The sequence below is a fragment of the Micromonospora sp. NPDC005707 genome, assembly GCF_040631005.1.
GTDB lineage: Bacteria > Actinomycetota > Actinomycetes > Mycobacteriales > Micromonosporaceae > Micromonospora.
The window spans coordinates 214291-230359 of record NZ_JBEXYR010000006.1 but is presented as its reverse complement, the minus strand read 5'-3'; the positions used below and the strand labels follow the sequence as shown (position 1 = coordinate 230359).

At 76.4% G+C, this 16069-nt stretch carries 17 protein-coding genes and 3 tRNA genes; 9 read left to right on the top strand and 11 right to left on the bottom strand.

What is annotated here, in order from left to right; translation table 11 throughout:
* Positions 1-33: 33 nt before the first annotated feature.
* Positions 34-849, bottom strand: a complete 816-nt coding sequence (locus tag ABZ452_RS13995) for an isocitrate lyase/phosphoenolpyruvate mutase family protein (RefSeq protein ID WP_357942403.1) — start codon at positions 847-849, stop codon at positions 34-36.
* 70 nt (positions 850-919) lie between these two features.
* Between ABZ452_RS13995 and ABZ452_RS13990 the strand changes: the two genes are divergently transcribed.
* A complete protein-coding gene (locus tag ABZ452_RS13990) occupies positions 920-1891 on the top strand; it encodes a DUF5937 family protein (RefSeq protein ID WP_357942401.1) in 972 nt (323 codons plus the stop codon).
* 52 nt (positions 1892-1943) lie between these two features.
* Here ABZ452_RS13990 and ABZ452_RS13985 read toward each other — a convergent pair.
* The 3 genes from ABZ452_RS13985 to ABZ452_RS13975 all read right to left on the bottom strand — a co-directional run bounded on the left by ABZ452_RS13985 (position 1944) and on the right by ABZ452_RS13975 (position 2209).
* Positions 1944-2018: transfer RNA gene (locus ABZ452_RS13985), tRNA-Val, on the bottom strand.
* A gap of 13 nt (positions 2019-2031) precedes the next feature.
* Positions 2032-2102 (bottom strand) — tRNA-Cys (locus ABZ452_RS13980).
* A 34-nt stretch (positions 2103-2136) separates the two neighbouring features.
* Positions 2137-2209 (bottom strand) — tRNA-Gly (locus ABZ452_RS13975).
* 273 nt (positions 2210-2482) lie between these two features.
* On the opposite strand from ABZ452_RS13975, the gene ABZ452_RS13970 reads away from it, so the two are divergent.
* Entirely contained in the window at positions 2483-3085 is a 603-nt protein-coding gene (locus ABZ452_RS13970) for a TetR/AcrR family transcriptional regulator (protein ID WP_357942399.1), read from the top strand.
* Here ABZ452_RS13970 and ABZ452_RS13965 read toward each other — a convergent pair.
* Positions 3006-4244, bottom strand: a complete 1239-nt coding sequence (locus ABZ452_RS13965) for an alkane 1-monooxygenase (protein WP_357942397.1) — start codon at positions 4242-4244, stop codon at positions 3006-3008. The two genes, ABZ452_RS13970 and ABZ452_RS13965, sit on opposite strands and share 80 nt — an antisense overlap.
* An 85-nt stretch (positions 4245-4329) precedes the next feature.
* Entirely contained in the window at positions 4330-5151 is an 822-nt protein-coding gene (locus ABZ452_RS13960) for a hypothetical protein (RefSeq protein WP_357942395.1), read from the bottom strand.
* A gap of 196 nt (positions 5152-5347) precedes the next feature.
* Here ABZ452_RS13960 and ABZ452_RS13955 point away from each other — a divergent pair, with 196 nt between their 5' ends.
* The 4 genes from ABZ452_RS13955 to ABZ452_RS13940 all read left to right on the top strand — a co-directional run bounded on the left by ABZ452_RS13955 (position 5348) and on the right by ABZ452_RS13940 (position 9009).
* Positions 5348-6016 (top strand): 50S ribosomal protein L11 methyltransferase, encoded by a 669-nt coding sequence (locus tag ABZ452_RS13955; RefSeq protein WP_357942393.1) that lies wholly within the window; start codon positions 5348-5350, stop codon positions 6014-6016.
* A 66-nt stretch (positions 6017-6082) separates the two neighbouring features.
* Complete coding sequence (locus ABZ452_RS13950; protein ID WP_357942819.1) at positions 6083-7189, top strand: cytochrome P450; 1107 nt, start codon at positions 6083-6085, stop codon at positions 7187-7189.
* Between the two features lie 69 nt (positions 7190-7258).
* Positions 7259-8191 carry an ATP-binding cassette domain-containing protein gene (locus ABZ452_RS13945; RefSeq protein WP_357942391.1) on the top strand — a complete coding sequence of 311 codons (933 nt, stop codon included), beginning with the start codon at positions 7259-7261 and terminating at the stop codon, positions 8189-8191.
* On the top strand, positions 8188-9009 hold the full coding sequence (locus tag ABZ452_RS13940; protein ID WP_357942389.1) for an ABC transporter permease: 822 nt from the start codon (positions 8188-8190) through the stop codon (positions 9007-9009). The genes ABZ452_RS13945 and ABZ452_RS13940 overlap by 4 nt, the downstream gene beginning before the upstream one ends.
* A 15-nt stretch (positions 9010-9024) precedes the next feature.
* On the opposite strand, the gene ABZ452_RS13935 is transcribed toward ABZ452_RS13940, so the two are convergent.
* From ABZ452_RS13935 to ABZ452_RS13920, 4 genes are read right to left on the bottom strand one after another with little or no spacing between them, the layout of a single operon-like run.
* A complete protein-coding gene (locus ABZ452_RS13935) occupies positions 9025-9702 on the bottom strand; it encodes a response regulator transcription factor (protein WP_357942387.1) in 678 nt (225 codons plus the stop codon).
* On the bottom strand, positions 9699-11474 hold the full coding sequence (locus tag ABZ452_RS13930) for a histidine kinase (protein ID WP_357942385.1): 1776 nt from the start codon (positions 11472-11474) through the stop codon (positions 9699-9701). Before ABZ452_RS13930 ends, ABZ452_RS13935 begins: the two co-directional genes overlap by 4 nt.
* Positions 11475-11527: 53 nt before the next feature.
* A complete protein-coding gene (bioD, locus tag ABZ452_RS13925; protein ID WP_357942383.1) occupies positions 11528-12262 on the bottom strand; it encodes a dethiobiotin synthase in 735 nt (244 codons plus the stop codon).
* A gap of 55 nt (positions 12263-12317) precedes the next feature.
* Entirely contained in the window at positions 12318-13454 is a 1137-nt protein-coding gene (locus ABZ452_RS13920; protein WP_357942380.1) for an 8-amino-7-oxononanoate synthase, read from the bottom strand.
* 165 nt (positions 13455-13619) lie between these two features.
* On the opposite strand from ABZ452_RS13920, the gene bioB reads away from it, so the two are divergent.
* From bioB to ABZ452_RS13905, 3 genes are read left to right on the top strand one after another with little or no spacing between them, the layout of a single operon-like run.
* Complete coding sequence (gene bioB, locus ABZ452_RS13915; RefSeq protein WP_357942378.1) at positions 13620-14615, top strand: biotin synthase BioB; 996 nt, start codon at positions 13620-13622, stop codon at positions 14613-14615.
* Between the two features lie 7 nt (positions 14616-14622).
* Entirely contained in the window at positions 14623-14907 is a 285-nt protein-coding gene (locus tag ABZ452_RS13910) for a hypothetical protein (RefSeq protein WP_357942848.1), read from the top strand.
* 3 nt (positions 14908-14910) lie between these two features.
* Entirely contained in the window at positions 14911-15417 is a 507-nt protein-coding gene (locus ABZ452_RS13905) for a GNAT family protein (RefSeq protein WP_357942376.1), read from the top strand.
* 85 nt (positions 15418-15502) lie between these two features.
* Here ABZ452_RS13905 and ABZ452_RS13900 read toward each other — a convergent pair whose 3' ends face one another.
* Positions 15503-16024 (bottom strand): DUF488 domain-containing protein, encoded by a 522-nt coding sequence (locus ABZ452_RS13900; RefSeq protein ID WP_357942374.1) that lies wholly within the window; start codon positions 16022-16024, stop codon positions 15503-15505.
* Positions 16025-16069 lie beyond the last annotated feature (45 nt).

Genomic DNA, 16069 nt, shown 5'->3' with positions numbered 1-16069 from the left:
GGCGCCGCGGTGCGCCCCCGTTCGCGTACCCGGTCAGCGCATCAGCTCGTTCAGCGTCCCGTAGTCGAGCGCGTCGGCCAGCGCGCCGTACGTCCCGGCCGTGAGCGCCTCCTCGGCGGCGCGCCGGGCCACCGCGTACGCGGCCTCGGCGACCGCGGAGCCGAGGCTGACCCGGGCCACCCCGAGCTTCGCCAGCGCCGCGACCGGTGGGGCGCCCGGCCCGGCCAGCACGTTCAGCGGCGCCGGGATCGCGGCGACCAGGGCGGCCACGGTCTCCGGGTCGACCACCCCGGGCACGAAGATCCCGTCGGCTCCGGCGGCCAGGTACGCCCCGGCCCGCGCCACGGTCTCCTCGATCCCGCCGGCGCCGCGCAGAAAGGTGTCGACGCGCGCGTTGACGTACAGCGGGATTCCGGCCCGGTCGGCGGCGGACCGGACGGCGGCCAGCCGGGCGGACTGCTCCTCCACCGGGCGCAGCGGCGCTCCGCCGTCGTGTCGGGCGTCCTCGACGTTCACCCCGACGGCACCGGCGGCCAGCACGGCGGCCACGGTCTCGGCGACCTCGTCGGCCGTGTCGCCGTACCCGGACTCGATGTCGGCGGTGACCGGCAGCGGCACCGCGGCGGCGACGCGGCGGACGACGTCGACGGCGGTCTCGCGGCCGAGCGCGTCGCCGTCCGGTACGCCGCGGCTCCACGCGACGCCCGCGCTCGTGGTGGCCACGGCGCGGGCGCCGGTCGCGGCGACGATCCGGGCGCTCGCCGCGTCCCAGGCGTTGACCAGGACCAGCGGCTCGCCGGGGACGTGCAGGGATCGGAGGTGCAGGGCTCGGGTGTGCTGTTCATTCACCCGCCCAGTCTCCGGTGGCCGCGTCGGCCGCCGTAATGTTTCAGTCCTGGCTGAAACGACGGGGGGCGGCGTGGTCGCGATCGGGCTGTCGGCGGGCGGCGTGGCGCGGGTCCGGTTCGCGCTCTCCTGCCTCTGGGAGGTGATGGCCGGCGTCCGGGTGCTCCGCGATCCGGGCCGGCACGCGCTCCACCTGCCCTGGGCCAACCGGGTCCGGCCGCGGCTGGCCGAGGCGGGGTTGCTCGACGGCCTGCTCGGGCACCTGGTGCCGCCCGCGCCGGGCTACCTGCCCGACTTCCTCACCCCGCCGCCGGCCGGGCTGACGCCGGATCTGGACCAGGAGCTGGCCGTGCTCCGCGCCACCCCGCCCGACACGGTCCGCGCCCAGCTCGACCTCTGTCCCGGACCGCGGCCGGCGGCGGTGGCCGCGCTGTACGCCGACCCGGAGGCCGGGCTGCGGCGGCTCGCCGACGAGATCGCGGCGTACTGGCGGGTGGCGGTGGCCCGCGACTGGCCCCGGATCCGGGCGGTGCTGGACGCCGAGGTGTTCCACCGGGCCCGCCGGCTGGCCGAGGACGGTGCGGCGGGGCTCCTCAACGACCTGCACGAGCGGGTCCGCTGGGAGGGCGACGCCCTGCTGATCAGCCAGCGCCACTGCGCCGCCCCGGACGTGCCCGACGGTCGCGGGCTCGTGCTGGTGCCCTCGGTGTTCGTCTGGCCGTCGGTGCTCAGCATCGCGGCCGGCGACGTCCCGCAGCTGGCCTATCCGGCCCGGGGGATCGGCGGGCTGTGGGAGTGCCCGGCCGACGCCCCGGACGCGCTGGGCGCGGTGCTCGGCCGGGGCCGGGCGCGGCTGCTCGCCGCGCTGGACGCGCCGCGGTCGACCACTGAGCTGGCCCGGCGCACCGGACTGTCCCCCGCCGGGGTGTCGCAGCACCTCACCGCGCTGCGGGCGGCCGGCCTGGTGGTGACGCACCGGCAGGGGCGGTCGCTGTTGAGCAGCCGGACGGTCGTGGCCGAGGCGCTGCTGGGCGCGTCAGCGTGAGCGGGCGGGCATAGCGAGAGGCCGTGTCGAATGATCGACACGGCCTCTGTGCTGGTGGGCGATACTGGGTTTGAACCAGTGACCTCTTCCGTGTCAAGGAAGCGCGCTCCCACTGCGCCAATCGCCCTCGTCAACTGCCGAGGTGGAGACGGGATTTGAACCCGTGTACACGGCTTTGCAGGCCGTTGCCTCGCCTCTCGGCCACTCCACCGAGGTTGCCCCCGACATGCGTGGCGGCAGCTCCGAGCGGACGACGGGATTCGAACCCGCGACCCTCACCTTGGCAAGGTGATGCGCTACCAGCTGCGCTACGTCCGCGTGTCCCCGGTGTTATCCGGTGACGGATGAGAACTTTAGCCGAGCCCGGGAACGGTTGCCAAATCGGCTCCCGTTTCCGGGCGCGTCCGGGTGACGGGGTTCCCGGCGCCTGAAGCTTCCTAGGAGCCTGGGTGGGAGGCGATCAAGGGCTGGACAGGGCGAGGACCTGCGGATTGTCGCCCCGAACCGCACTGTCCGGGATCCGACTGTCGTGCGCCCGACCGGCCGCTTCGGTAACTCCTCGTGGTCACTCGGATGGGCTACGGTAACGGCGTGACGAGACGTGCCGCCGAGATCCGCCTGGACGCGCTGCTGCGCACGGCCTGTGAGGTGATCGCGGAACGGGGACTCGCCAACACCCGCACGGCCGACGTGGCCGAGGCCGCCGGGGTCAGTCAGGCCCTGGTCTTCTACCACTTCGCGACCAAGGACCGGCTGCTCGCGCAGGCGTTCGCCTACGCCGTCGAGCAGGATCTGAACCGGCTCGACACGGTGGTCCGCTCCACCGCCCCGCCGCTGGCCAAGCTGCGCCGGATGCTCCGCCTCTACGCCCCGACCGGCCGGTCGACCTCCTGGTCCATGTGGATCGACGGGTGGGCCGAGTCGCTGCGCACCCCGGAGCTGGAGAAGCTCTCCCGCCGGCTGGACCTGCGGTGGCGGCGGGACCTGGCCGCGGTGATCGCCGACGGGGTGGCCGACGGCACCTTCGACTGCCCCGACCCGGCCGGCGCGGCGTGGCGGATCAGCGCCGTGATGGACGGCCTCGCCGTGCAGCTCGCGGTGCACGAGCGGGTCATCACCCGCCGGCAGATCGCCGAGTGGGTCCGGCTCGTCGCGGCCCGCGAGCTGGGTCTGGAACCGGCCCAGCTGGACTGAGCGGGCCGGGGGCCGCGCCCCGCGCGCGCCTGCGCAGCCGCTCCCGGGCCGGCGGGTGGACGTTGGCCAGCTCCAGGTCACCGCCGTAGTGCGCGAGCACCCGGTGGTCCATCGCCCGCCGCCAGACCGGCGGCAGCAGCGCGGCGACCACCATGGTGGCGTAGCCGGCGGGCAACTGCGGGGAGGCGTCGAAGCTGCGCAGCGTCTGGTAGCGGCGCAGCGGGTTGGCGTGGTGGTCACTGTGCCGCTGGAGCTGGAAGAGGAAGACGTTGGTGACCGTCCGGTCGCTGTTCCAGCTGTGCCGCGGGTCGACCTTCTCGTAGCGGCCCCCGGCGGTGCGCTGCCGGGCCAGCCCGTAGTGCTCCAGGTAGTTGACCACCTCCAGCAGGGAGAAGCCGACCACCGCCTGGAGCACGAGGAAGACCAGTACCTGAGGGCCGAAGGCGACGGCCAGCACGGCGTAGAGCAGCACGGTCATGGCCCAGGCGGTGAGCACCTCGTTGCGCCAGGTCCACGGGGTGCGGCCCCGGAGGCGCAGGCGGCTGCTCTCCAGCCGCCAGGCCGAGCGGAGGCTGCCCCAGACCGTACGCGGCCAGAACGCCCAGAACGTCTCGCCCAGCCGGGAGCTGGCCGGGTCCTCGGGGGTGGCCACCCGGGTGTGGTGCCCCCGGTTGTGCTCGACGTGGAAGTGCCCGTACCCGGTCGGCGCGAGGGCGATCCGGGACAGCCAGCGTTCCACCGCCTCCCGCTTGTGGCCCAGCTCGTGGGCCGTGTTGATGGCGATGCCGTCGACCACCCCGATGGTGGCGACCAGGCCGGCGGCGGCCGGCCAGGAGAGCCCGCCGTGCGTCCACACGGCGCAGCAGAGCACGAGGGCGGCGTACTGGGCCGGCAGGTAGAGGTAGGTGAGCCAGCGGTAGTAGCCGTCGGCCTGGAGCGCCGGCACCAGCTCCTCCGGCGGGTTCTGCCGGTCGTCACCGATGAGCAGGTCGACCACGGGGATGACGCCGAAGACGACCGCCGGGGTGAGCCACCAGGCCCAGCCGGTGCCGGTCGCGTGCCAGAGCGACCAGGCGAGGAAGGGCAGCGCGGGGACGAGCAGGGCGAGCGGCCAGAGCGGCTTGCGGGTGTCCCGCCACGGGACGGTGTCGGTGCCCATCGTCAGCCTCCGATCCGTGAACTCCTGCCCAGACTGTGGCAGCGGTCACGGTGTTTTACAAGAGGCAGGTTTTTGTAAAGCGCGCTCACCAGCCCCCGCGGGCAGGCCGCTCGAACTCCGGGGCCCCGCGGGCCGGGCGCAGCAGGCGCCGCATCCGCAGCAACAGCCCCGCGCCGAGGAAGACCAGCAGCCCGCCGAGGAGGAAGGCGACCTGGACCACGCCGAAACCGCCCGAGGTGGACACCGGCCGGCCCGCCGCGCCGGGCGGCGGGGGCTCGACCACCGCCGCCTCGCTCGACGGTTCGTCCAGCACCGGCTCGTCGGTGGCCGGCTCGGTCGGCTCGGCGCTGCGCTCCGTGGGCTCCGGCGTCGCCTCGGTGGGCGTGGCCGTCGCCGTCGCCTCCTCCCCCACCACCCGGCGGTCGGCGGTCCGCCGGGCCAGCAGGCGCAACCCCGGGTCGTACGCCTCGGCGGCGAAGCTCACCCGCCCCCGGGCCACGTCCCCGGCGAAGGCCACCCGGTAGCGGGCCGTGACGGTGCGGCCCGGGCAGAGCACGCCCGGGTCCAGGTCACGGTCGGTCAGCCGGGCCGTGTCCCCCTCGGTGCGGATCTCCAACGGGAAGGAGCCGCTGTCCTCCACCCGGTCCACCTTGACCTGGTCCAACCGCAGGCCCTGCACCCGCAGCAGCATCGACCAGCGCACCTTGACGCAGCCGCCCCCGTCGGTGCGGGAGACCACGGCGGAGAGGGTCTCCACCCGGTCGCCGGCGGTGAACTCGTCCGGCAGGCCGCTCAGCTCGGTGGAAAAGGCGGCCGCCGCCCCGGCCGGCACGGCCGCGCCGAGCCCGGCCCCCGCCAGGCACGTCAGCACGACCCCGATCCGCAGCGCGTACCGCCACCCGCTCACCACCGTCTCCTCCCGTCGGCCGCGTCCAACCGGAAACGCTATGAGCGCGGACCGGCCCCCGGTAGACGGGCGTGTTCGCACGGACCGCCAACACCGGGGCCCCTTCTCACCGAACGTGGTGAACCGGTCACGCCCGCGCCGCGACACGCCCGGGATCCCCCGCCGGGCGTCTCCGGCGGTACGACAGAATCACCCGGTGTCCGACCTGTCCGCGGCCTTCGTCCGGCTGCACGCCCGGCTCACCCCGGTCGCCTTCGTCCCCGAGGTGCGGCTGCACCAGGCCGACGAGCCGATCGGCCTCTGGGAGCTGACCGAGGGCGAGTTCCACAGCGCCCAACCGCCGCCGTTCTGGGCGTTCGCCTGGGCCGGCGGTCAGGCCCTCGCCCGCTACGTCACCGACCACCCCGAGCTGGTCGCCGGCCGCCGGGTGCTCGACCTCGCCTCCGGCTCCGGCCTGGTCGCCATCGCCGCCGCCCGGTGCGGCGCGGCCGCCGTCCGCGCCGTCGAGGTGGACGAACGGGCCGTCGCGGCCGTCGCGCTCAACGCCGACGCCAACGGGGTACGCGTCGACGCCGAGCTCGGCGACATCCTGGACGGCGACGCCGGGGACGCCGAGGTGGTGCTCGCCGGGGACGTCTTCTACAGCGAGGCCATGGCCCGCCGGGTGCTGCGCTTCCTGCTCCGGGCCGCCCGGTCCGGGGCGCGGGTGCTGGTCGGCGACCCCGGCCGGGCCTTCCTCCCCCGCGAGCGCTTCCACGAGCTGGCCGCGTACGAGGTGCCGGTGCCGGAGGCGCTGGAGAGCGTACGGGTGAAGCACACCACCGTGTGGGAGCTGGACCCGGCTCCGCCGGGAGCCGCCCGCTAGCGTGACGCCGTGCTGTTCCGGGGCTGGGGGGAGTCCGTCGACGGACCGTGGCCCGACGCGGCCACCGTGGTCGACCACGTCGGCGTGCCGCACCTCGTGGTGACCCGGCACGCGCTGGTCCGGCGGCTGCTCACCGACCCGGCGACGTTCCGGCCGGACAACGCCCTCGACGCGGTGACCCCGATCCCGGTGGCCGCGCTGCGGGTGCTCGCCGGGCACCGGTTCCGGCTGCCCCCGACGCTCGCGAACAACGCGGCGGCCAGCCACCCGGAGATCCGCGCGATCGTCGCCGACGCGCTGCACCCGGACCGGGTGGCCGCCCAGCGACCCTGGCTGACCGCCCTGGTGCGGGAGCGGGTGACCCGGCTCGCCGCCGCCCTCGCCGCGGGCGAGCCGGTGGACCTGTACGCGGAACTCGCCGCCGACCTGCCGCTGCTGGTGCTGGCGCGGCTGGTCGAGCTGCCGGACGCCCCGGTGGGCGCGGTCAAGGACTTCGCGCGGGCCGCCCTGGAGCTGTTCTGGGCGCCGCTCGACTCCGCGCGGCAGCTCGCCCTCGCCACCGAGGTGGGCCGGTTCCACACCGTGCTCCGCGCGTTCGCCGCCACCGGGGGCGGGCTGGCCGCCCGGCTGCGCGACGCCGGGCACTCCCCCGACGTGGTGGTCGGCGCGCTGTTCTTCCTGCTGGTCGCCGGCCAGGAGACCACGTCGCAGTTCCTCACCCTGCTGCTGCACCGGCTGGCCGGCGAACCGGCGGTGCGGGCCGGCCTGCGCGCGGGCGAGGTCGCGGTCGCCGACGTGGTCGAGGAGGGGCTGCGGCTGGAACCGCCGATCGTCACCTGGCGGCGGGTGGCCGCCGTGGACACCACCCTGGGCGAGGTCGCCGTGCCGGCGGGCACCAGCATCGTCGCCTGGCTGGCCCGGGCCGGCCGGGACCCGGCGGTGGTGGCCGCACCCGGCGAGTTCCGGCCGGGGCAGCGCGGCTCCCGGCGGCACCTGGCCTTCGGCGCCGGCCCGCACCGGTGCGTCGGGGCGCAGCTGGCCCGGATGGAGGCGGCCGTGGTGGTGGCCGAGGCGGCGCCGCTGCTCGACGGCGTGACGGTGGTCCGGCCGCCGTGGTGCCCGGACAACCTGACGTTCCGGATGCCCGACGCGTTCGTGGTCCGCCGGACCTGACGAAAGTCAGGGTGCGGGGGTGCCGTTCGGTGGCGGTGCGCCACCCCCTCCGCTGCCTACCGTCGGCGCATGATCACACTTCGTGCGTTGACGAAGCGGTTCGGCGCGGCCACCGCGGTCGACGACCTCACCGTCGACATCGGACCGGGGCAGGTGACCGGCTTCCTCGGCCCGAACGGCGCGGGCAAGTCCACCACCATGCGGATGGTGCTCGGGCTGGACCGGCCCACCGCCGGCCAGGCCCTGGTGAACGGCCGGCCCTACCGGCAGCTGCGGTACCCGCTCCACGAGGTCGGCGCGCTGCTCGACGCCACCGGCGTGCACCCGGCCCGCTCCGGGCGGGCGCACCTGCGGGCGATGGCCCGCAGCAACGGCATCCCGGCCCGCCGGGTGGACGAGGTGCTCGACCTGGTCGGGCTGGACGCGCGGGCCGCCGCCAAGCCGGGACGCGCGCTGTCGCTGGGCATGGGCCAGCGGCTCGGCATCGCCGGGGCGTTGCTCGGCGACCCGCCGGTGCTGCTGCTCGACGAGCCGGTGAACGGGCTCGACCCGGACGGGGTGCGGTGGATCCGCCGGTTCACCCGCGGCCTCGCCGACGAGGGACGCACCGTGCTCATCTCCAGCCACCTGATGAGCGAGATGCAGCAGACCGCCGACCGGGTGGTGGTGCTCGGCCGGGGCCGGCTCGTCGCCGACGCGCCGCTCGCCGACCTGATCGCCGCCCGCCCGGCCAGCTCCGTCCGGGTACGCGGACCCGAGCCGGCCGGCCTGGCCACGCTGGGGGCGCGGCTGGCCGCCGAGGGGGCGGCCGTCAGCCCGGACGAGGGCGGGCTGGCCGTCACCGGCGTCACGGCCAGCCGGGTCGGTGACCTCGCGTACGAGCTGGGGGTGCGGCTGCACGAGCTGACCCCGGTGGCCGCCTCACTGGAGGAGGCGTTCCTGGAACTGACCGCCGGCAGCGTGGAGTACGCGGCCGGCCCGACCGGAGGCGAGACCCGATGACCGCCCTGCCCACCGTCACCCCGGCCCGGCCGGCGTCCCGGCCCGCCCCGACCAGCGGCCCGTTCGCCGGCGCGGTGGCCGCCGAGTGGACCAAGCTCTGGTCGGTCCGCTCGACCTGGTGGACGCTGCTGGCCGCCACGCTCACCATGGCGGCCACGGCCGGCCAGCTCGCCATCTACGCGGTGAACGCCAACACCGACGACGACCCGACCGTGAACCCCGGCATCCTGCCGGTCGGCGAGGTGGTCGCCGGCGCCCTGGAACTCACCCAGTACGTGGTGCTCGCGATCGGCCTCTTCGCGATCACCAGCGAGTACGCCACCGGCACCATCCGGACGACGCTGCGCTGCACCCCGTCCCGGGGGCGGGTGCTGGCGGCCAAGGCCGTCGTGGTCGGCGCCGTGACGTTCCTGACCGGGCTGCTCATCGGCGCGGTCGGCGCGGCGGTCGCCCGGCCGGTGCTCGGCGAGTGGGGCCGGGCCCCGCTGGGCGGGACCCTGGCCGACGTGGTCGCCTCGGCCGCGTACCTCGCGCTGCTGGGCGTGCTGGCGCTGGGGCTGGCGGCGGCGCTGCGCGGCGCGGTGCTCACCCTTACCGTGCTGTTCGCGCTCCTGATGATCGTGCCGCTGTCGCTCCAGGAGCCGGGCATCACCGTGCTCACCCGGATCGCCGACGCGTTCCCCGGGGTGGCCGGCAACCACTTCCTCGCCGGGGACACCGAGCCCTACCCGGCGGCCGTCGGGCTGCTGCTGCTCGCCGGATGGGCCGTCGCCGCGCTGGCGCTGGGCCGCTGGGCGCTGCGCCGCCGGGACGCCTGAACGGGGCGGGGCTGGTCAGCCGGTGGGCGGGACCAGCCCCGCCTCGTACGCGAGGATCGCCGCCTGGACCCGGTTGCGCACGTCCAGCCGGGTGAAGATGCTGGTCAGGTAGCTCTTCACGGTGCCCTCGACGAGGTGCAGCCGGCGGGCGATCTCGGCATTGGACAGCCCCGCCCCGACCAGGGCGAGCACCTCCCGCTCCCGGTCGGTGAGCCCCGCCAGCCGGTCCCGCGCGTACGGGCCGCGGGCCAGCCGGCCACCGCTGAGCGCGATGACCCGGCGCGCCACCCGCGGCGACAGGTACGCCCCGCCGTCGGCCACCGCCCGCAGGCCGGCCAGCAGCTCCCGGGGGTCGCCGGACTTGAGCAGGAACCCGCTGGCCCCGTGGCCGAGCGCCCGGGCGATCAGGTCGTCGTCGCCGAACGTGGTGAGCATGACCGTGGCGGTCTCCGGCACCAGCCGCCGGATCTCCGCCGCCGCGGCCAGCCCGTCCTGGCGGGGCATCCGGATGTCCAGCAGCGCCACCCGGGGCCGGTGCGCCCGGACCAGCTCCACGGCCGCGTGGCCGTCGCCCGCCTCGCCGACCACCTCGATGCCCGGGTCGGCGGCCAGGATGGCCCGCACGCCGGCGCGGACCATCGCCTCGTCGTCGGCGAGCACCACCCGCAGGGGGCGCCCGTGGTCCTCGGTCACTGCGCGATCCGCTCCTTGCTGACCAGCCGGCCGTCGGCGAAGCAGAGCCGCCAGGTCGGCTCCGCGAAGGGGAAGTTGCCGTCGGTGTAGAACTCGCAGCCCGCCGGGGCGGCTCCGGTCGGCGGGTCGGCCTGCCGGCGGGGCAGCCCGAGGGCGTCCCGCTCCTCGCCGAGGCGCAGCCGCTCGTAGCCGGACCGGTCGAGGACCGCGCCCGCCGTGGCGAGCGGGTAGTAGACCAGCGCGAGCACGAGGGCGAGGCCGGCCGGGGCGCCGAACGCCACGAGCAGGCTGCGCCGGGCCCGCCGCCGGGCCTCCCGCAGCCGCCGCGCCGCCTCGCCGGGGCGGCCCTCCGGCGCCCGGCCCGGCCCGCCGTCCTCCCGAAGGCCGTCCTCGCGCCCACCGGCCGGCCCGGCGAGGCCGTCCCACTGACCGACGCCCGTGCCGACCTCGGCCGGCCCGGGGAGGTCGCGGGTTCGACCGAGCCGCAGGCCGCCGGACCGGCCGGCGCCCAGGGCGGCCGAGTTCGGTACGGCGAGGTCGCGGGATCGACCGAGCCGCAGGCCGCCGGACCGACCGGCGCCCGAGCCGGCCGAGGTCGGCACGGCGAGGCCGCCCGGTCCATCGGCTTCGGCACCGGCGGGGGCGGCCGGCAGCGGCAGGCGTGCCGTCACCGCGAAACCGCCGTCGCGAGGGCCCGCGTCGAGCACGCCCCCGCTCAGGCGGACCCGCTCGCGCAGGGCGAGCAGCCCCGAGCCGTGCGACGCCGGCCCCGGCAGCGGGCCGGCCGGCGCCCGCCCGTTGACGACCGACACCGCCACCTCCCCGCCCGCCCGGTCGACGGTGACGGTCACCGGGGCGCCGGGGGCGTAGCGGGCGGCGTTGGTCAGCGCCTCGCGGACCACCCGGTGCACGGCGTGCGCGACGAGCGGCGGCAGGGCCGCGCCGTCCGGGTCGGCCCGCAGCTCGACCGCCATGCCGGCGTCGCGGGCGCCGTCCACCAGCTCGGCCACCGACTCGCCGGCCGGCCGCAGCGACCCGGAGCGCTCCTCCCGGAGCACGCCGATGATGTCGTGCAGCCGCTCGGTCGCCGCGGACACGCTGGCCCGCAGCTCCCCGGCCGCGCTCCGGTGGGCGGGCGGCAGGTCGGTGGCCAGTTCCAGCGCGGCGGCGCGCAGCGCGATGAGGCTCAGGTCATGCCCCAGCGAGTCGTGCATGTCCTGGGCGATCCGGGCCCGCTCGCGCAGGCGTACCCGCTCCGCGGCGGCCCGCCGCTCCCGCTCCTCGGCCTCGGCGTGCCGCTCCCCCGCCTCGACGAGCGCCCGCTGCTGCCGGCGCAGCCGGCCGAGCAGCCAGGGGAACACCCCGGCGAAGAGCAGCACCGAGGCGAGCAGGAACCAGGTCTCCGGGTTGGTGCCGAGCAGCCCGAGGTTGAGCGCGGTGCCGGCGACCGCGATGGCGCCGAAGACCGCCGCCACCCGGCCGGCGCCGGCGCTGCGCCGGCCCGCCAGGTAGCTGAACACCGGGATGCCGAAGACGAAGTTGCCGTCGACCAGCGAGCCGAACACCACGGCCAGCAACGCCGCGAGGGGCCACCGGCGGCGGAACGCCACGGCGAGGCCGAGCAGCGCCAGCGAGCCGGCCAGCAGCGGCACGGCGTGGCGCGGCCACGGCGGGGTGAGCCCGGCGTACGCCACCGGGGCGGCGACCACGGCCCAGAGCAGCAGGTCACCGGCCCGGCGCCGGGCGGGCGACGGGGTTCGGGGCGGTTCCACGCCGGCCACGCTACCCACGGCCGGCCGGGCCGGGCACTGACGAAAGTCAGGGCTCAGCTGATCTCCTCGGCCCAGGCACGCCAGTCGTCGAGCACCCCGTAGAGGGCCGGGGTGAGCCAGCCCGGCGCGGACCGGCGGAACACGCCCGGGTCCATCCCGCCGGCGCCCATCGGCACCGCGCCCAGCAGGTTCGGCACCAGGTCGGAGAGGTTGAGCCAGTGCACCAGCTCCGGCTCGCCCGGCCAGGCGCCGATCACCACGCCGGCCGGGATGGCCCGGCGTTCCAGCGCCTCCAGGGTCAGCGCCGTGTGGTTGAGCGTGCCCAGCCCGGCGCGGGCCACCACCACGGCCGGGGCGCCCAGCGACACCGCCAGGTCGGCCACCGTCCAGGGCTCGCCCGACGGCCGCAGCCCCATGGGTACGAGCAGCCCGCCGGCCCCCTCGACGAGCACCAGGTCGTGCTTGTCGGTCTCCTCGCGGATGGCGTCGACCGCGGTGTAGAGCTCCAGCGGCTCCAGCTCGGCGACCCGGGCCGCGGCGAGCGGGGCGAGCGGGTCCGGGTAGCTGGCCAGGGTCCGCCCGGTGAGCGGGGCGGCCAGCCGGTTCACCGAGTCGACGTCGCCGGGCTCACCGGTGGCCGTACCCGTCTGGCCCGGCTTGACCACCGCGACCCGCAGCCCGGCGGCCTGCGCGGCGGCGGCGATCGCCGCGGTCACCACGGTCTTGCCCACCTCGGTGTCCGTGCCGGTCACCAACACCGGCCCCGTCCAGCCGTTGCCGTTGCTCATGAGCCCTCCTTCGTTCGCGACTGCGGGGCTCGCAAACCCGGCTCACTCCTCGCGCTCACGGTGCGCACGCCACGATCACGTCCAGTGCCCGTTCGAAGTCGGCCCGGTCGACCCCCGCGCTGATCGTGAGCCGGAGTCGGGAGCGGGTGTCCGGGGTGGACGGCGGCCGGAAGCAGCCCACCGCCACGCCCCGGTCCCGGCAGTCGGCCGCCCAGGCGGTCGCCGCCTCCGGACCGGGGGCGGTCACCGAGACCACCGCCGCGTCGGGGGCGGACACCTCCAGGCCCGCCCCACCCAGCCGGCGCACCACGAGGGCGGCCCGCTCGGCCAGCTCGGCGCGCAGGCCGTCGCCCGACCGGGCCAGCCGCAGCGCGGCGCGTACCCCGGCCACCACGGCGGGCGGCGGCGCGGTGTCGAAGATGAAGGTGCGGCCGGTCTCCACGAGGTGCCGGACGAACTCCGCCGGCCCGGCCACCACCCCGCCGGCGCCGCCGAGCGCCTTGGAAAGGGTGGCCGTCACCACCACGTCGGGCTCGCCGGCCAGCCCCGCCGCGACCACCCCGCCGGCCCCGGCCGGGCCCGTGACGCCGAGCGCGTGCGCGTCGTCGACAAGCAGCAGCGCGCCGTGCCGGCGGGCCACGGCGTGCAGCGCCGCGAGGGGGGCGAGATCGCCGTCGACGGAGAACACCGACTCGGTCACCACCACCGCCGGGCGGCCCGGGGCCGCGGCCAGCGCGGCGGCCACCGCGTCGACGTCGGCGTGCGGGGTGACGACCGTCTCGGCGCCGGAGATCCGGCAGCCGTCGATCAGCGAGGCGTGGTTGTGGGCGTCGGAGACGAGCAGCGTACGCGGCTGCACCAGGCCCCGGACGGCGGCAAGGTTGGCCAGGTAGCCGGAGGAGAAGACCAGCGCCCGGTCGACGCCCAGCCAGCCGGCCAGGTCGTCCTCGAGGGCGTGGTGCGCGTCCGTCGACCCGCGCACCAGCCGCGACCCGGTGGCGCCCAGCCCGTACGCGGCCAGCGCCCGACCGGCGGCGGCGGTGACCTCCGGGTGGGTGGCCAGGCCGAGGTAGTCGTTGCCGGCCAGGTCGATCACGGCGTCGCCGGCGGCGCGCGGGCGCAGCGTGCGGGTCAGGCCCGCCTTCGCCCGCAGCTCGGCGCGGCGGTCGAGGGCCGCCAGCCAGTCCGCCACCGTCACGTCCCTTCCCCTACCGTCGCCCCACCGGGCGCTTCCGCGGGGCGAAGTTACCACCCGGCCCGAGCGGCCCGGCGTGGCGCTGTCCGGCTCGCCGGGCCTGCTCGCGGGGGCCGACGCGGCCGTTTCCCGGGCTCGGAGCGGCCTTGTAGGGTACGAGCCATGCCAGAGATCCTCGACCAGGCCCGGACCCAGGTGCTGGAGAACGGCGTCGGCCTCGACGAGGCCGGTGTCCTCGCCGTGCTGAACCTGCCCGACGAGCACCTGCCCGCCGCCCTCCAGCTCGCCCACGAGGTGCGGATGCGCTGGTGCGGCCCGGAGGTCGAGGTCGAGGGCATCATCTCGCTGAAGACCGGCGGCTGCCCGGAGGACTGCCACTTCTGCTCGCAGTCCGGCCTGTTCACCTCGCCGGTCCGCTCCGTCTGGCTGGACATCCCGGCGCTGGTCGAGGCGGCGAAGCAGACCGCGGCGACCGGGGCGACCGAGTTCTGCATCGTGGCCGCCGTGCGCGGCCCGGACGCGCGGCTCATGAAGCAGATGCGCGAGGGCGTGGCCGCCATCCGGGCGGAGGTCGACATCCAGGTCGCCGCCTCGCTCGGCATGCTCACCCAGGAGCAGGTCGACGAGCTGGTCGAGATGGGTGTGCACCGCTACAACCACAACCTGGAGACCTGCCGCTCCTACTTCCCGAACGTGGTCACCACACACTCCTTCGAGGAGCGCTGGGAGACGTTGAAGATGGTCCGCGAGTCCGGCATGGAGGTCTGCTGCGGCGGCATCCTCGGCCTGGGCGAGACGGTGGAGCAGCGCGCCGAGTTCGCCGCGCAGCTCGCCGAGCTGGACCCGCACGAGGTGCCGCTGAACTTCCTCAACCCCCGCCCGGGCACCCCGCTCGCCGACCGCCCGGTCGTGGAGGGCAAGGACGCGCTGCGCGCGATCGCCGCGTTCCGGCTGGCCATGCCGCGCACCATCCTCCGCTACGCGGGCGGCCGGGAGCTGACCCTCGGCGACCTGGGCACCCGCGACGGCCTGCTCGGCGGCATCAACGCGGTGATCGTCGGCAACTACCTCACCACGCTGGGCCGGCCAGCGACCGCCGACCTGCAGCTGCTGGACGACCTGAAGATGCCGGTGAAGGCGCTCTCCGCCACCCTGTGAGGACGACGTGACCGAGCTTGTCGAGCCCGCACCGCCGGCCGGTCCCGCTGCCGACCCGGTTCACCCGGGCGGCGCGGGACGACCGGGCGACCAGCGCCGGCCCGCCCCGACGCCGCACTGGTGCGACCGCTGCGGCGAGTCCGTGGCGGAGAGCCCGCACGAGGCGTGCACGGCGGCCCGGGCGCTGGAGCCGCCGCGCTGGTGCGCGCACTGCCGGCGGCGGATGAAGGTGCAGGTCGTGCCGACCGGCTGGTCGGCGGTCTGCGTCGAGCACGGCGAGATCCGGGGCTGAGGCGTGCTGCGGGGGCGGGCGGTGACGCTGCGGCCGGCGACCGACGCCGACGTGCCGGCCCTCGCGACGATCCGGGCCACCCCGGAGGTGCGCCGCTGGTGGCGGGGCGGGGACGACCTCGCCGAGGCGGTCCGCGCCGACCTGGACGACGGCGACCTCACCGTCTACGCGATCGAGCACGACGGCCGGCTGGTCGGCGCCATCCAGTGGTACGCGGAGACCGACCCCGACTACCGCCATGCCAGCCTCGACATCTTCCTCGACCCGGCGGCCCGCGGCGCCGGCCTCGGCGGGGACGCCATCCGCACGCTGGTCCGGCACCTCGTCGACGAGTACGGGCACCACCGGTTCACCATCGACCCGGCGGCGGCGAACACCGCGGCGATCAGGGCGTACGCGAAGGTGGGGTTCCGGCCCGTCGGCATCATGCGCCGCTACGAGCGGGGCGCCGACGGCCGCTGGCACGACGCCCTGCTCATGGACCTGCTCGCCGACGAACTCGCCGACTGATCCGGCGGCGGCGTCGCTGAGTCCGGCGGCGGTGTCGGCGGCCTGGCCTGCGGCCGGCGGCGGTGTCAGCGGCCGGGGCGGCGCGTCAGCCGTCCCAGAGCAGGTGGCCGTCGGGGAGGCGGCGGGCGCCCTCGGCGGGGCGGTGGGGGCTGAGCCGGCCGTCGGGCATGAGGTGCGCGACGGGCACCCCGCGACCGAGCACCGCCACGTCGGCGATCAGCCGCCGGTGGCACCGCCACCAGACGCTCTCGCTGCACATCACGGCGGTGGTCCGGCGCTCCGCGTCGGCGAGCACCTCGTCCAGCGCCGCGTCGAACTCGGGCGTCCGGGTGTATGCGGCGTACGCGCGGAACGCCGCGACGGTCCACCAGGTGTCCGGCTCCGGGTCCCGGGCGCGGACGTGCCGGCGGCCACCGAGCCGGGGCTCCCACCGGTAGTCGACGCCCCGCTCCGGCAGCCAGCGTTCGAGCTCCTCCCGCCGCACGTCCGGGTTGGTCCGGCTGGCCGGATAGCGCCGCACGTCCACGACGAGCGCCACCCCGGCGCCGACCAGCAACTCCCCCAACCGCTCCCGGTCGGCGGCCCCGTGCCCCACCGTCACCAACACGCCCCCAGGTTCCCCCAGATCTTGGACACTTACCGTTCGAGGCGG

What these genes read in the sequence shown, in the direction of transcription:
- bioB (WP_357942378.1), top strand. Translation starts at nt 13,620, where the DNA reads ATGCCAGAGATCCTCGACCAGGCCCGGACCCAGGTGCTGGAGAACGGC.
- ABZ452_RS13940 (WP_357942389.1), top strand. Translation starts at nt 8,188, where the DNA reads ATGACCGCCCTGCCCACCGTCACCCCGGCCCGGCCGGCGTCCCGGCCC.
- ABZ452_RS13945 (WP_357942391.1), top strand. Translation starts at nt 7,259, where the DNA reads ATGATCACACTTCGTGCGTTGACGAAGCGGTTCGGCGCGGCCACCGCG.
- ABZ452_RS13965 (WP_357942397.1), bottom strand. Translation starts at nt 4,244, where the DNA reads ATGGGCACCGACACCGTCCCGTGGCGGGACACCCGCAAGCCGCTCTGG.
- bioD (WP_357942383.1), bottom strand. Translation starts at nt 12,262, where the DNA reads ATGAGCAACGGCAACGGCTGGACGGGGCCGGTGTTGGTGACCGGCACG.